Raw genomic sequence first — 15406 nt, 5'->3', positions numbered from 1 at the left:
GGTACACCCGGCGAACGCCCCCGAGCCGCAAGATCGTCTCGGTTAGGGTCGGGACATGCCTACTCCTGACTTCATCCGCTCGCTCAGGGCCTCGGTCGGCCACGACCTGCTCTGGCTCCCCGGTGTCAGCGCCGTCGTCCTCGACGACGAGGGCCGGGTGCTGCTCGGCCAGCGCTCCGACAACCGCCGGTGGTGCGTGCCGTCCGGGATCCCCGACCCGGGTGAGCAGCCCGCGCAGTGCGCGGTGCGCGAGGTGTACGAGGAGACGGGCGTGCGCTGTGTCGTCGAGCGGATCGTGGCCGTCAGGGCCACCAAGCCGGTGACCTACCCCAACGGCGACCAGTGCCAGTTCATGGACGTCACCGTGCGCTGCCGGGCCGTCGGCGGTGAGGCGCGGGTGGGCGACGACGAGTCGCTGGCCGTCGGCTGGTTCGAGGTGGACGCCATGCCGGAGATGACGGAGTCGCAGCGCTTCCGGATCAAGCAGGCGCTGTCCGATGAACCCACATGGTTCGAACCTATGCCTTCTGAGTGAAGTGTGGTGTCTGACCACATGGGGCGGGGCGTGGGCGCTGCCTAGGGTCGATCCATGACCCCGCCCTCCCTCCTCCCGGGCCTGCCCGGCCCCCACGCTCCCGCACTCGACCTCGGCGGCCGCACCGCCCTCGTCACCGGCGCCGCCGGCGGCATCGGCCGTGCCTGCGCGCTGCGCCTGGCGGCCGCCGGGGCCAAGGTCAGAGCGGTCGACCGCGACGACACCGGACTCCAGGCGCTCGCCGAGGGGGCCGCGGGCCTGCCCGGCAGCATCGAGCCCCAGCTCCTCGACCTCACCGACCTGGACGCCGCCGAACTCGCCGCCGCGGGCACCGACGTCCTGGTCAACAACGCCGGACTGCAACTCGTACGGCCTCTGGAGGAGTTCCCGCCCGACGTCTTCCACACCGTGCTCACGGTGATGCTGGAGGCGCCGTTCCGGCTCATTCGCGGTGCCCTGCCGCACATGTACGGGCAGGGGTGGGGCCGCATCGTCAACATCTCCTCCGTCCACGGACTGCGCGCCTCCGCCTTCAAGTCCGCGTACGTCGCCGCCAAGCACGGCCTGGAGGGGCTGTCGAAGACCGCCGCCCTCGAGGGTGCGCCGCACGGCGTCACCTCCAACTGCGTCAATCCCGCCTACGTCCGCACGCCCCTGGTCGAGAAGCAGCTCACCGACCAGGCCCGGGCGCACGGCATCCCCGAGGAGCGCGTCCTCACCGAGGTGCTGCTCCAGGACAGCGCCGTCAAGCGCCTGATCGAGCCGGAGGAGGTCGCCGAGGCCGTGGCGTACCTGTGCAGCCCGCAGGCGTCCTTCGTCACCGGCACCTCGCTCGTCCTCGACGGCGGCTGGACCGCCCACTGAGCACGGCCGAGGCCGGGGCGCCCGGAGTTATCCACAGGGCTGCCGGGACGCCCAGGTCATGGGGAATCCTGTGAGCATGTCCCGCGATCACGTGCAGTCCGCCGACCAGGCCGTCCGCCACACGGACCTCGGCCCGCCGGCCGAGGCTCCCTTTCTCGAGCTGCTCGCCCGAGGCGCCTCCGCCGACGCCTACGAACAGCTCGTGCTGGCCGCCCGCGCCCTCGGCCTGCCCGCCGAGCGGATCGCCGAGCTGGAGCGGGCCAAGCTGCTCGCCCTGCGTGTGCGCTCCGAGCTGGAGGGGCGCCGCCGCCGGGAGGCCGAGCTGTCGGCGTTGTTCGAGACCGCGCACGACCTCGCGGGACTGCGCGACCTCGACGCCGTCCTCCAGGCGATCGTGCAGCGCGCCCGCTCCCTGCTCGGCACGGACGTGGCCTACCTCAGCCTGAACGACCCCGCGCGCGGCGACACCTACATGCGTGTCACCGAGGGCTCGGTCGCCGCCCGCTTCCAGCAGCTGCGCCTCGGCATGGGAGAGGGCCTCGGCGGGCTCGTCGCCCAGACCGCGCGGCCGTACGTCACCGACGACTACTTCAAGGACGCGCGCTTCCAGCACACCAGCAGCATCGACGCGGGCGTCCGCGACGAGGGGCTGGTCGCCATCCTCGGTGTGCCGCTGATGCTCGGCCACCATGTGATCGGCGTGCTCTTCGCCGCCGACCGGCGCGCCCGGGTCTTCGAGCGCGAGCAGATCGCCCTGCTCGGCTCCTTCGCCGCCCTCGCCGCGGCCGCCATCGACACCGCCAACCTCCTCACCGAGACGCGCTCGGCCCTCGCCGGCCTGGAGCGCGCCAACGAGATCATCCGGGACCGCAGCGCCGTCATCGAGCGTGCCTCCGACGTGCACGACCGGCTCGCCGAACTGGTGCTGCGCGGCGGTGGGGTGCACGACGTGGCCGCCGCCGTCTCCGAGGTCCTGGAGGGCACCGTCGAGTTCACCGAGGCCCACACCGCGCCCCCGTCCGCGCTGGAGGCCTCCCGCGCCGAGGGCCACGCCGTGCGGCACCAGGACGACTGGATCGCCGCCGTCGCCGCCGGCGGTGAGCTGCTCGGCGCGCTGGTGCTGCGCGGCCACCCCGGACTCGACCCCGTCGACCAGCGCACCCTGGAGCGCGCCGCGATGGTGACCTCCCTGCTGCTGCTCGCCCGCCGCTCCGCCGCCGAGGCCGAGCAACGCGTGCGGGGCGAGCTGCTGGACGACCTTCTCGACGCCCGCGACCGCGACCCGCGTCTGCTGCGCGAGCGCGCGGCCCGGCTGCGCGCCGACCTGGACGCCACCCAGGTCGTGCTCGCCGCCCGCCTGGACGGCCCCACGGCCGACGCCGAGCAGGAGGCCGACGCCCGCAGACGCCTGTGGTCGGCCGCCTCCCATCTGGCCGCGACCCGCCAGGGCCTGGCCGCCGCCCGCGACGGAGGCACCGTCCTGCTGCTGCCGCTCGCCCCCGGCGACACCGCCACCGACCTGGCCCGCCGCACCGCACGCCAGCTCGGCACCGCCGTCCACGAGGCCGTCACCGTCGGCGCCTCCGCGCCCGTCGAGCACCTCGCCACGCACCCGGACGCGGTCGCCGCGGCCTACGCCGAGGGCCGCCGCTGCCTGGACGCGCTGCGCCTGCTCGGCCGTACCGGCGACGGCGCCGCCGCCGAGGACTTCGGCTTCCTCGGCCTGCTGCTCGCCGGGGACCGGGACATCGCCGGCTTCGTCGACCGTACGATCGGCCAGGTCGTCTCCTACGACGAGCGCCGCGGCACCGATCTGGTGCGCACCCTCGACGCCTACTTCGCCTGCGGTATGAGCCCCGCGCGGACCAAGGACGACCTGCACGTCCACGTCAACACCGTCGCCCAGCGGCTGGAGCGGGTGGGCCGGCTGCTCGGCGACGACTGGCAGAGCCCGGCCCGCGCCCTGGAGATCCAGCTCGCCCTGCGTCTCCACCGGCTGGCGTCACCCGCACAGCACTGACCCCCGTACGCGGGGAGCGCACGGGGGTCGGTACGGCGGAGCGGGTCAGATGGTGTGCACGTCGGCGGGCCGGGCGGGTGCCGGGTCCGTGGTGTCCGCGTCGTCCTCCACCTCGGCCAGGTCCCGATGGCGGGTCTCCTTCGCCACCCCGACCGCGATCAGCGTGATCACGGCCGCCGCGATCACATACAGGGAGATCCAGGTGGAGCCGCCGGTGCCGTCGAGCAGGGCGGTGGCGATCAGCGGGGCGGGTGCCCCGGCCGCGACCGAGGCGAACTGGGCGCCGATGGACGCGCCCGAGTAGCGCATCCGGGTCGCGAACATCTCCGAGAAGAACGCGGCCTGCGGGGCGTACATCGCGCCGTGCAGCACCAGCCCGACGGTCACGGCGAGCAGCAGGCTGCCGAAGTCGCCGGTGTCGACGAGCGCGAAGAACGGGAACATCCACAGGCCCACCCCGGCCGCGCCCAGCAGATAGACCGGACGGCGGCCCACCCGGTCCGACAGCGCGCCCCACATCGGGATCACCGCGAAGTGCAGTGCGGAGGCGATGAGCACCGCGTTCAGCGCGGTCTGCTTGGTGACGTCGGCGGCGGTGGTGGCGTAGACGAGGATGAACGCGGTGATCACGTAGTAGCTGATGTTCTCCGCCATGCGGGCGCCCATCGCGACCAGCACGTCACGCCAGTGGTGGCGCAGCACCGAGACGAGCGGCAGCTTCTCGGCGGGCGCGTCGCGCTCGGCCTTGCGGGCCTCCGCCTGCGCCAGCGCCTGCTTGAACACCGGCGATTCATCGACAGAGAGACGAATCCACAGACCGACGATCACCAGGACCCCGGACAGCAGGAACGGAATCCGCCAGCCCCAGGTGTTGAAGGCGGAGTCGGACAGCACGGCCGTCAGCAGCGACAGCACACCCGTCGCCAGCAACTGACCCGCCGGCGCGCCGGTCTGCGGCCACGACGCCCAGAACCCGCGCCGCCGCGCGTCCCCGTGCTCCGACACGAGCAGCACCGCGCCGCCCCACTCGCCGCCCAGCGCGAAGCCCTGCACCAGGCGCAGCACCGTCAGCAGCACCGGTGCGGCGGTGCCGACCGTCGCGTGCGTCGGCAGCAGACCGATCGCGAAGGTCGCCCCGCCCATCAGCAGCAGGCTCAGCACCAGCAGCTTCTTGCGGCCCAGCCGGTCGCCGTAGTGCCCGAACACCAGCGCGCCCAGCGGCCGCGCCGCGAACCCGACGGCGTACGTCAGAAAGGACAGCAGCGTGCCGACCAGGGGGTCGGAGTCGGGGAAGAACAGCTTGTTGAAGACGAGCGCCGCTGCGGAGCCGTAGAGGAAGAAGTCGTACCACTCGATGGTCGTGCCGATGAGGCTGGCGGCGACGATGCGCTTGAGGCTGTTCGGGGATGGGGGAGCGGATGCTGCGGAGGCCATGTGCGCCACTTCCTCGTGTGCGGTGGGGACGATTGTGTGTCGCCACACCGTAGGAACGCGCAGGTCAGAGGCGTATGTGGTGGGACACCATAGTTCTTGGGACCAGAGTGCGTGCGCGCACCATGGGTCGGGGTTCGTTGGCTTCGAGTCGGTGTCGACGGCAAGGGATGGGCGATGTCCAAGTTGCCCTGTTGGGACATGGTTTAGAGGTGGGGTGCTGGCTCCCGTGCTGGTTCGGTGCTGACTAAAAGCCCACGTCATCACCCGTCCTCACCTCTCCCGTGCTGACTTGGTGCTGACTTGGTGCTGACTACGCTGCGTTGAACTCGAGCAAAGCGCGCCTTGAGGCGTGGCATGCGCTCCCCGGTTCCGCCTTCCCGGTAGCAGTACGGAGCCGGTAGTTGGCTCGGTCCGGAGTGTGAAACGTGGAACCTTCGCCGGTCGAGCCTCAGCGGTCCTGGACCGAGGGAGGTGCCGGAACTTTGGGTCCAGAGAGCGCGGAGCGGTTCCCGCTGGAGGGCGTCTGAAAAGCCTGTCAGCGGGCTGATCTTGCAAGGCGGCGCACGAGGAGCATGGCCATGGTGAGGTAGATGGCGTTCTCCGAGCAGACGCGCAGGTACTCGTAGTCCTTCGACAGGCGGCGACACCGTCCCAGCCAGGCGAACGTCCGCTCTACCACCCAGCGTCGCGGTACCACCGAGAACAGGGGCACTGCCGGAGGCGGTGCCCCTACCTTCGCCCAGGTCGAGCGGAACCCTCCGTCGCGGCGCTGCACGACCTCCACGATGGCCGCGCTGGGAAGGGGATCACGACCGAGCTGCACTCGCTCGCGTTCGCGCAGCGCCGTCAACATTCGCTCCCACACGCCCTCTTGCTGCCATCGCCGCCAGTAGTGGTAGACGGTCTGCCACGGAGGCAGATCATGCGGCAGCAGTCTCCAGGCACAGCCGGCCCGCAGCCAGTACGCCAACGCGTTGAGGATCTCCCGCCGCGCGTGTTTCGCCGGTCGCCCACCGGGCTTGACCGCTGGAACCAGCGGACAGAGGATCTCTCACTCCGGATCGGACAGATCCGTTGAGTAGCGGGTACGCAGCCCGCACACCCCGGCCCCCGAAAGTGCGTCACCGCCCCGCTACCAGGCAGCTTGCCCGCTGACAGGCTTTTCAGACGCCCTCTAACGGCTGCCGGTCCTCGACCTGTTCGACGCCTTCGGCACCGAGGAGAAGACGCTGCACGCCAATCTGGGCGGGCACGCCGGCACCCTGTGATTCGAGGTTGACCACGCGGCCCGGTTCTTCGCCGGGCACCTGAAGTGATGCCGGGCCGTAAGGCCGACAGCGGACGGTAGGCGGTGGCCTGCGGATGCACGCTCGCCCCGAACAGGCGGTACCGGCCGATGACCACCGCCGTCACGAACTACCGGACCAGGCAGGGCCGCTTGGGGTCGAACTTCCAGTCGTCCACCAGGTACTGCATGCCGAGCGCGTCGTCCCGGGCGCCCAGCGCCTTCTCCTTGTACAGCTCGTGGGCGGCGAGGAGGCGGTCCATGTCGAGCTGGACACCGAGGCCGGGGGCGTCGGGTACTGCGATCTCGCCGTCGATGATGCGGGGCGGGGACAGGGTGAGCTGTTCCAGGCCCTCCTGCCATATCCAGTGCGTGTCCAGGGCGTTGTACGCGCCGGGCGCGGCGGCTCCGCAGTGCGTGACCATGGCCAGGGAGATGTCGAAGTGGTTGTTGGAGTGGCAGCCCCAGGTCAGGCCCATGGCGTTGCAGAGCTGGGCCACCCGTACCGAGCCCTGCATGGTCCAGAAGTGCGGGTCGGCCAGCGGGATGGAGACCGACTGGAGGGCGAGTGCATGGGTGAGCTGCCGCCAGTCGGTGGCGATCATGTTGGTCGCGGTGGGCAGCCCTGTCGCGCGGCGGAACTCGGCGAGAACCTCACGACCGGAGTAGCCGCCTTCGGCACCGCAGGGGTCCTCTGCGTAGGCGAGGGTCCCGACGAGAGGCGTGCAGAGTTCGATGGCCTCGCGCAGCGACCATGCCCCGTTGGGATCGAGGGTGATCCGCGCCTGGGGGAAGCGCTCCTTGAGCGCGCGTACCGCCTTGACCTCCTCGGCGCCATCGAGGACACCACCCTTCAGTTTGAAGTCGCGGAAGCCGTACAGGTCGTAGGTGGCCTCGGCCTGGCGGACGATCGCCTCGGGGGTCAGGGCCTCCTCGTGACGGATGCGGTACCAGTCGACCTCCGCGTCGGGGGCGCGGACGTAGTCCAGGTCGGTACGGCCGGGGTCGCCGACATAGAAGAGGTAGCCCAGGACTCGTACACTGTCGCGCTGCTGGCCGTCTCCGAGAAGTGCCGCGACCGGCACGTCGAGGTGCTGGCCCAGAAGGTCCAGGAGCGCCGACTCCACCGCGGTGACGGCGTGCACGGTGGTGCGCAGGTCGAAGGTCTGGGCGCCGCGGCCGCCGGCGTCGCGGTCGGCGAAGCGGTGCTGGATCTCGCGCAGGACGCGCTGGTAGTCGCCGATCCTCGCCCCGACCACGAGGGACTCGGCGTCGCGCAGGGTCTGGGTGATCTTCTCTCCGCCGGGCACCTCTCCCAGGCCCGTACGGCCCTCGGAGTCGGTCAGGACGACGATGTTGCGGGTGAAGTAGGGGCCGTGGGCGCCGGACAGGTTGAGCTCCATACAGTCGCGGCCCGCTACGGGGTAGACGGCGAACGCGGTGATGGTCGGCTGCTTCGTGCTCATGCTCTTGGCGATTTCCTTGTGAGGGAGCGGGGCGGGTGGCGGTGAGGTCCCGGTGTCAGAGGCCGAGGGCGGTGATGGTCCATTGGCCGGCCAGTACGCCGCCGAGACCGAGGCCGGCCAGCACCGTGGTGTACGACGTACGGACCTTGATCGCCTGGATGACGGAAAGGTTGAAGTACTCCTTGAACAGCCAGAAGCCGGGGTCATTGACGTGCGAGAAGGCGATCGACCCGCAGGAGACGGCGAGCACCATCATCTCGGGGCTGACGCCGCTTCCGGCGAGCAGTGGCAGGACCACCCCGGAGGCCGTGACGACGGCGACGGTCGCCGAGCCGAGCGCCACCCGGAGGATGACGGCGATCAGCCAGGCGAGGACGAGCGGGGATATGGGCCAGGAGTGGGTGACGTCCTTGATGTAGTCGGAGATGCCGCCCTCGACGAGGACGTTCTTGAAGGCGCCGCCCGCACCGATCACCAGCAGGATCATCGCCATTGCCTGGGCCGCAGAGGTGCACGAGGCGCTGACGTCGGACATGCTGCGGCCGATCCTCGGTCCGAATGCCCAGATGGCCAGGACCAGGGTCAGCAGCAGCGCGATCGGCGCCGAGCCGATGAACGCGATGGTGTGCAGGAGGGGGCTCTCGCCGGAGACGGCCATGTCGGTCACCGCGGCACCGGCGATGAGGACGACGGGGAGGAGAGCAACGGACAGTGACCAGCCGAGGCCCGGCATCTCCTCGTCGGTGAACTCGCGTTCGCTCACCAGGCCGGTGGGGATGGTGGGATTCATCGCCTTGATGAACGGCAGGCGGGGCCAGAGCAGTGCGATGAGCGCACCGGCCGGCACTGCGATGAACAGGCCGTAGAAGAGGGTCAGTCCGACTGAAGCGTGGAAGGTGGCCGCGACGGCGGTGGGTCCGGGGTGGGGCGGCAGGAAGCTGTGCATCGTGGACAGGGCGATCGACATCGGCAGCCCGACCCACAGCAGCTTCGCGCCGGTCACCCTGACCAGGGTGAACGCGATGGGCACGATGATGATGAAGGCCACCTCGTAGAACATGGTCACGCCGATGAGCATGGAGGTGACCACCATTGCGACCTGCACCCAGCGTGGCCCGAACGCGTCGAGGAGCTTGGAGGCGATCCGCTGGGCGGCGCCGGAGTCCCCCATGACGCGGCCGACCATGGCACCGAGCCCGATGGTGAGCATCGTGTCACCGATCTGGCCCCCGATGCCGTCCGAGAGGACATCCGGGATGTCCTTCACCGGGATCCCCTGCACCAGGGCGACACCGACCGCCACCAGCAACAGGGCCGCGAAGCCGTTCAGTTTCAGCCTGGTCATGAGTAGCAGCAGGACCAGAACACTGATCGCGACTACGACGAGCGGCATGTCAGCTCCCCTTTGAACTGTGGAGTGGAGCAGCCGGACCTCATGGGCAGGGGCGGTACGGCTGTGATGCGGACTGGAGCCAGCCGGCCGGGGGGCACGGGGGTCGGCCTGGTGGCGCCCGGGAGTACGGGGGGCGAGGCGGACGCCGGCAGCACTCCGGGGTTCTGCGACATGGGAGACGGCCGGCGCCCACCGGCTCACGGTTCGGCGGCCGACGACACCCTCGGGTTGCCTGATCGGCGGGGCTCGTCCTGCCGGACGGGAGCAGGCATGGTCGTTCTCCTAGACCTGGGGAATGCGGCGGCGATGCCGCATGCGGTCCGAGCCACAGAACGGGTGGCTGAGTTGACCGTAGAGATGGTTTCGATTCACGTCTAAGTCGAATTTTGTTGGCTGCCATACCTTCTCTGTATGGCGGCCTCCCGGCACAGCTCCGCCTGCCGAATGCCGCTGAGGTCGTGCGGGTGTCACAGGTGCCGCAGAAGTGCCTTGAGCGCTGGGTTGTCGTTGCCTTCCCGCCACACGTAGTCCAGTGCGACCGGCTGCGGCTCCGGCAGGTCCACCGGCCGGAAGACGATGCCGCCGTAGCGCATCCGGACCGCGCCCTCGGGTACGAGGGCGATGCCCCAGCCTCCGTTCACCAGGGCCAGCATGCTGTGCACCTGGGTGAGGTACTGGGTGAACACCGGCTGTGCTCTCGCCGAACGGAAGACGCTGACCAGCAGCTCATGGAAGTAGCGCGCCTCGATGGGCGAGTACATCAGGAAATCCTCGCCGGTGAGGTCCTCGACGCGCATGGGTTCCGCGCCGGCGGCCAGCCGGTGCCCGGCGGGCAGCGCCGCCACCAGGCCCTCCCGCACGGCAGGGCGGGAAACGAGGTCCGGTCCTGTGGCCGACGGACGGACCAGCCCGAGGTCGAGTGAGCCTTCGCCGAGAGCCTTGAGCTGGTCGCGGGTGACGAGCTCCTGCAGGAGGATCTCGACCCCCGGCAGGGCCGCCTGCGCGGTTTCCAGGAGGCTGCCGAGCGCGGAGTAGGCGCTGGCCGCCGTGAAGCCGACGGCGATCGCCCCCGTCTCTCCGGTGGAGACGCGCCGCACAGCGAGTGTGGCGTGCTCGGACTGGTGCAGGATGCGGCGCGCCTCGGTCAGGAAGGCCCGGCCGGCCGGGGTGAGTCTGACCGTGCGGTTGGTCCGGTCGAGTAGCTGGACACCCAGGTCGTTCTCCAGCAACTGGATCTGCCGGCTCAGCGGTGGCTGTGTCATGTTCAGGCGCTCCGCGGCACGCGTGAAATGCAGTTCTTCTGCGACCGCCACGAAGCTCGTCAGCTGGGCCAGCGTGAACATTGATGCTCTCCAGGTATTGCAGGATCCAAAACCGGTGTTGGACGTGAATTATTGACGACCGTAGCGTCACGTTCAGACGGACGCGGCGCCGCCCCTGCCGACCGGTCTCGGGGCGTCAGAGCCAGCCGCTCCCTCGCAAACCTCCAGCATCGAAGTGGTGAGCACGATGAACACGACGCAGGACGGCCCGCCCGGGCAGAGCGCGGGAGAGGCGACGCTCGACCGGATCGCATGGCTTCGCCTGTCCTCGGTGACCCTCCCGCCGGCCGCGCCGATCAGTGACGCGAAGGCGTTCACCGGCCGGCAGAAACCGATGACGGAGGTGGCGGTCCTCTTCGTGGAGATCGTCACAGAGCAGGGCCATGAGGGACTCGGGTTCGGCTACTCGAAGCGAGCCGGGGGCCCCGGCCAGTTCGCCCATGCCAAGGAGATCGCCGAGCAGGTGATCAGTGAGGACCCCAGTGACATCGCCAGGATCTGGACCACGCTCGTGCGGGCCGGAGCATCGGTGGGCCGCAGCGGCCTGGCCACGCAGGCGATCGCCGCGTTCGACGTGGCCCTGTGGGACCTGAAGGCCAAGCGGGCCGGACTGCCGCTGGCGAAACTCCTGGGTGCGCACCGGGACTCGGTCCGCTGTTACAACACCTCGGGAGGCTTCCTGCACGTCCCGACCGAGCAGCTCCTGGACAACGCGGCCGCTTCCCTGGCCGACGGCATCGGCGGCATCAAGATCAAGGTCGGACACCCCGACAGCCGGTACGACCTCGCCCGCCTGACCGCCGTACGCGAGCGTGTCGGTGACGACACCCCACTCATGGTCGATGCCAGCCAGCAGTGGGACCGGGCTGCAGCGCAGCGCTTGGGCCGTGCCATGGAGGAGTTCGGCCTGGTCTGGATCGAAGAGCCCCTCGACCCCTACGACGTCCAGGGCCACGCCGCGCTGGCCGCCTCCCTGGACACCTTCGTGGCCACCCGGCGAGATGCTGTCCAGCGTCGCCGAACACGCCGAGCTGATTCGCCACCGGGCCGCCGACTTCATCCAGCCGGACGCCCTTCGCATCGGCGGCATCACCCAGTTCCTCAGGCTCGCCGTGCTGGCCGAACAGCACCACCTCCAGCTCGCGCCGCGCTTCGCCATGGAGATTCACCTCCACCTCGCCGCCGCCTACCCGACCGAGCCCTGGGTGGAGCACTCCGACTGGCTGGAGCCCCTCTTCAACGAGCGCATCACCATCCGTGACGGTCGCATGCACATCTCCGCCCGTCCCGGGCTTGGGGTCACGCTGACCGACAAGGCCCGCGCCTGGACCGTCGCCACCTTCGAAGCGGGCGTCCGTCCCTGACGCCGGGCGCCGAGAGCCGGCGCGGGCGGCGCCGAAACGGACAGCCGCGCCGCCCGCGCCGCACTCCCCGCCGCCGGCGAACGGCTGTCGACGGCCGGCACCGGCACAACACCGCACCGCCTCCGCCCCCATCACGCACGACATCAAGGAGCACTCCCATGACGTCCTTCACCCCCGCAGAGCTCGGCCGGCGTATCGGCTCCGGGCTGCTGTCCTTCCCGGTGACGCACTTCCGTGACGACCTGTCCTTCGACGAGGCGGCCTACCGTGAGCACGTCGTCCGGCTGTCCAAGTACGACGTCGGAGGGCTGTTCGCCGCCGGCGGCACGGGCGAGTTCTTCTCCCTCACCCCCACCGAGGTCGAACGCGTGGTGGCCGCGGCGGCCGACAGCGCGCCGGACGGCACCCCGATCCTGGCTCCCGCCGGGTACGGCACCGCCACCGCCATCGAGTTCGCCGCCGCGGCCGAACGGGCCGGCGCCGACGGCATCCTGCTCTTCCCGCCCTACCTCACCGAAGCCGGGCAGGAGGGCCTGGCCCGGCACGTCGAGGCGGTCTGCCGTGCTACATCCCTCGGCGTCGTGATCTACAGCCGTGCCAACGCCGTCTACTCCGCCGACACCGTCGCCCGCCTGGCGGACACCTGCCCCAACCTCGTCGGGTACAAGGACGGCGTAGGCGACATCGACACCGTCACCCGCATCCACGCGCGGCTGGGCAACCGCCTCACGTACATCGGTGGCCTGCCCACCGCGGAGACCTTCGCCCTGCCCTACCTCCAGCTGGGTGTGACGACCTATTCCTCGGCCATCTTCAACTTCCTTCCGGAATTCGCCCTCGCCTTCTACGCCGCCGTTCGAGAGCAGCGGCAGGCCGACGTCACGAGGATGCTCTCGGCCTTCGTCCTCCCGTACACCGAGATCCGTGACCGCCAGGCCGGGTACGCGGTCAGCATCGTGAAAGCCGGCATGGCGGCGACCGGCCGGAGTGCCGGACCAGTCCGGCCTCCGCTGACCGACCTGACCCCGCAGGAGCACGACTCCCTTACGGCCCTGATCGCCCGAGTGCCCACCGCCTGATCCACGCCCTCCACCGCGTGACCCGTGCCCCCGCTCAGGAAGAAGGCTTCGCCCATGAGCAGCACCCCCGCCCCCGGCCCTTCGGCCCACCCGCCGGCGACCGATCTGACGGGGGCCATGTTCATCGCCGGTGAACGAATCACCGGTGCGGGCGCCGAGATCCGTTCCGTCGACGCCCGCACCGGCCAGGAGCTCGACCCGCCGTACCGCTACGGCGGCACGGCCGATGTGCGGCGGGCCTGCCGAGCCGCCGAGGACGCCTTCGACACCTTCCGCGACCTGCACCCTTGGCGCCGCGCCCGCTTTCTCGAAACGATCGCCTGCAACCTCACCGCCCTGACCGACGCCCTGGTCGACCGCGCCCACCAGGAGACCGGGCTGTCTACCGACCGGCTGGCCGGCGAAGTCGAACGGACAACGGGCCAGTTGCGGCTGTTCGCCTCCGTCCTGACGGAGGGCAGCTGGTACGGCGCCCGCATCGACCCCGCACAACCCGACCGCACGCCCCAGCCCCGTCCGGACATCCGCCAGCAGCGCATCCCCCTCGGCCCGGTGGCGGTCTTCGGTGCCAGCAACTTCCCCCTGGCCTTCTCCGTCCTGGGCGGGGACACCGCCTCCGCCCTCGCCGCGGGCTGCCCCGTCGTCGTAAAGGCGCACGATGCACACCTGGGCACCAGCGAGCTCGCCGCCCACGCCGTCCAGGCGGCCGTCGCCGAGCATCAGCTGCCGCCAGGTGTCTTCTCCCTGCTCATCGGCGACGGCCCCACCCTGGGCATCGATCTCGTCACCGACCCACACATCCAGGCCGTCGGCTTCACCGGGTCCCGCAACGCCGGACTCGCCCTCCTGCGCGCTGCCGCCGCACGGCCCCAGCCCATCCCGGTCCACGCCGAGATGAGCAGCATCAACCCCGTCGTGCTCATGCCCGGGGCCCTCGCCCGACGCGCCGAGGGCCTCGCCGAGGCGTACACGACGTCTCTCACCCTGGGGGCGGGCCAGTTCTGCACGAACCCCGGCCTCGTCATCGCCGTGGACGGCCCCGATCTGGAACGCTTCCTGTCGAGGGCGCGCAGAGTGGTCGACGGCTACGCCGGGGCCACCATGCTCGCGCCGCGCCTGGCCATGTCCTACCGCAGGGAGACCGAGACCGTCTCCTCGCGCCCGGGTGTCGAGGTCCTCGCGCGGGGCGCCGAACCGCGGTCCGCCAGCCCCGGCCGGGCCCTGCTGATGAGCGTCCACGCGGACGACTTCCTCGCCGATCCGGAGCTCCGGCGCGAGATGTTCGGGCCGGCCGGCCTCGTCGTACGCGCCCGCGACCTGGCCCAGCTGACCGACGTGCTGCACCGTCTGGAGGGCCAGCTCACCGCGACCGTTCACACAGCGGACGACGACCTCCCGCACGCCCGCCGACTCCTGCCCCTCCTCGAACGACGCGCCGGCCGTGTGCTGTTCGACGGCTGGCCCACCGGGGTCGAGGTCGGCCACGCCATGGTCCACGGAGGCCCCTACCCCGCCACCTCCGACAGCCGGACCACCTCGGTCGGCTCCCGCGCCATCGAACGATTCCTGCGTCCCGTCGCGTACCAGAACGTCCCGCACGCTCTCCTGCCGCCTTCCGTGCGGGACGACAACCCCTACGGCGTCCCGCGTCGCGTCGACGGCAACCTGCGCTCCACCGACTGAGTCGCTTTCGGACAGCGACGGGCTGCCGCCGGCGTGCGGACCGCTGCCGCGAGGGCGCCTACCGGCTGCTCGCCCAAGTCCACCTGTCCTCGCGAGACACGGCGGCCGCCCTGCAAGAAATCCGTATGCCGCGTGATCCAGTTGTCGTACTGGTCGCGGATGATGGCGAGGGCGTCTGCCACCGTGGAGGTCCGGCGGACGTGAACGGCGTAGTCGTAGGCCGGCAGATATCGCTCGGCGATGGCCCGTGCTGCGTGGCCGGCAAGGGGCGGCAGGACGATGCTGTGTGGGGCGTGCGGATCGCTGTGTCCTTCGCCAAATCGTTCGGGCGCGAAGGCCCCGATGAGATAGCCCTGCTGGCGGCCTGGGCGGTCAGAGCAGCAACTAGGTGCCCGAGGCCGAGCCCCTCAACGCCGGGCACATCGGTCCACGAGGTCAGCCACTCAGTAGTGCTGGGGAACGCCCCGTTCATCTGTTGTCGGAGAGTCGAGTTCCAGGCATGCTCGGGCGCACCAGCCTCGCGGGGTCTCGTCGACCTGCAGGTCGCGAGCGACTGCGGCCACAATGGCCAGGCCACGCCCGTGCTCCATGCAGCACAGCATTGGTCAGGAGCTCGCTGATCACCAGTTCCGCAGTGGCCTGGGCCTCGGCGCTCAGCGTCCAGGCGGCGAAGAGAGTGGACGCTCGTTTCCTGAGAAGGCCGACGGATTCAGGCCGTGCTGGTGCTGTCACGCGCACACTGCGGACCGTGGAAGCCAGGTACCGGGGTCGGCGGGGCTCTGTGCGGGAGGTCCTGATGAGATGCATGGTGCTTCCCAGAGGTTGGGGCGTGTCAACCGTCACCGCTGCAGGCTGCTCGTCCGCAACCTGTCCGGTTCCGGGTCTGGTTCCGCAGCTGGCTCCTGCCGTCGCGGCCGCCCCAGTTTCACGGCTGGGGCGGCGGCCTCACGGGCGACAGGTG

Annotated in this window: 10 protein-coding genes and 2 pseudogenes; 7 read left to right on the top strand and 5 right to left on the bottom strand. The window is 70.6% G+C overall.

Annotated features, from left to right (window positions below):
• Positions 1-55: 55 nt before the first annotated feature.
• The 3 genes from ACIQ6Y_RS17565 (at position 56) to ACIQ6Y_RS17555 (ending at position 3419) form a co-directional block, all read left to right on the top strand.
• Positions 56-535 (top strand): NUDIX hydrolase, encoded by a 480-nt coding sequence (locus ACIQ6Y_RS17565; protein ID WP_404039153.1) that lies wholly within the window; start codon positions 56-58, stop codon positions 533-535.
• Positions 536-589: 54 nt separating this feature from the next.
• Positions 590-1399 (top strand): 3-hydroxybutyrate dehydrogenase, encoded by an 810-nt coding sequence (locus ACIQ6Y_RS17560; RefSeq protein ID WP_404039151.1) that lies wholly within the window; start codon positions 590-592, stop codon positions 1397-1399.
• A gap of 76 nt (positions 1400-1475) precedes the next feature.
• The gene (locus ACIQ6Y_RS17555) at positions 1476-3419 is read left to right on the top strand and encodes a helix-turn-helix domain-containing protein (protein ID WP_404039148.1); all 1944 of its coding nucleotides are present in this window, start codon (positions 1476-1478) and stop codon (positions 3417-3419) included.
• A gap of 45 nt (positions 3420-3464) precedes the next feature.
• Here ACIQ6Y_RS17555 and ACIQ6Y_RS17550 read toward each other — a convergent pair whose 3' ends face one another.
• A complete protein-coding gene (locus ACIQ6Y_RS17550) occupies positions 3465-4853 on the bottom strand; it encodes an MFS transporter (RefSeq protein WP_404039146.1) in 1389 nt (462 codons plus the stop codon).
• Positions 4854-5388: 535 nt separating this feature from the next.
• On the bottom strand, positions 5389-5901 hold the full coding sequence (locus ACIQ6Y_RS17545; RefSeq protein WP_404040090.1) for a transposase: 513 nt from the start codon (positions 5899-5901) through the stop codon (positions 5389-5391).
• Positions 5902-6031: 130 nt separating this feature from the next.
• Between ACIQ6Y_RS17545 and ACIQ6Y_RS17540 the strand changes: the two are divergent.
• Positions 6032-6121 (top strand): annotated as a pseudogene (locus ACIQ6Y_RS17540) (alpha/beta hydrolase); the annotation flags it as partial.
• 148 nt (positions 6122-6269) lie between these two features.
• Here ACIQ6Y_RS17540 and ACIQ6Y_RS17535 read toward each other — a convergent pair.
• The 3 genes from ACIQ6Y_RS17535 to ACIQ6Y_RS17525 form a co-directional block, all read right to left on the bottom strand.
• Entirely contained in the window at positions 6270-7604 is a 1335-nt protein-coding gene (locus ACIQ6Y_RS17535) for an enolase C-terminal domain-like protein (protein WP_404039143.1), read from the bottom strand.
• A 55-nt stretch (positions 7605-7659) separates the two neighbouring features.
• Positions 7660-8997 carry a gluconate:H+ symporter gene (locus tag ACIQ6Y_RS17530; protein WP_404039140.1) on the bottom strand — a complete coding sequence of 446 codons (1338 nt, stop codon included), beginning with the start codon at positions 8995-8997 and terminating at the stop codon, positions 7660-7662.
• A 467-nt stretch (positions 8998-9464) separates the two neighbouring features.
• Entirely contained in the window at positions 9465-10340 is an 876-nt protein-coding gene (locus ACIQ6Y_RS17525; protein WP_404039137.1) for a LysR substrate-binding domain-containing protein, read from the bottom strand.
• Positions 10341-10494: 154 nt separating this feature from the next.
• Here ACIQ6Y_RS17525 and ACIQ6Y_RS17520 point away from each other — a divergent pair.
• The 3 genes and pseudogenes from ACIQ6Y_RS17520 to ACIQ6Y_RS17510 all read left to right on the top strand — a co-directional run bounded on the left by ACIQ6Y_RS17520 (position 10495) and on the right by ACIQ6Y_RS17510 (position 14445).
• A pseudogene (locus ACIQ6Y_RS17520) lies at positions 10495-11683 on the top strand (mandelate racemase/muconate lactonizing enzyme family protein).
• Positions 11684-11841: 158 nt separating this feature from the next.
• On the top strand, positions 11842-12762 hold the full coding sequence (gene kdgD, locus ACIQ6Y_RS17515; RefSeq protein WP_404039134.1) for a 5-dehydro-4-deoxyglucarate dehydratase: 921 nt from the start codon (positions 11842-11844) through the stop codon (positions 12760-12762).
• A 54-nt stretch (positions 12763-12816) separates the two neighbouring features.
• Entirely contained in the window at positions 12817-14445 is a 1629-nt protein-coding gene (locus ACIQ6Y_RS17510; protein WP_404039131.1) for an aldehyde dehydrogenase (NADP(+)), read from the top strand.
• The last annotated feature ends 961 nt before the right edge of the window (positions 14446-15406 follow it).

This window comes from Streptomyces sp. NPDC096205, from assembly GCF_044763135.1.
Lineage (GTDB): Bacteria > Actinomycetota > Actinomycetes > Streptomycetales > Streptomycetaceae > Streptomyces.
Note: the sequence above shows the minus strand (reverse complement) of the source record. Positions and strands in the feature narration are given on the sequence as shown.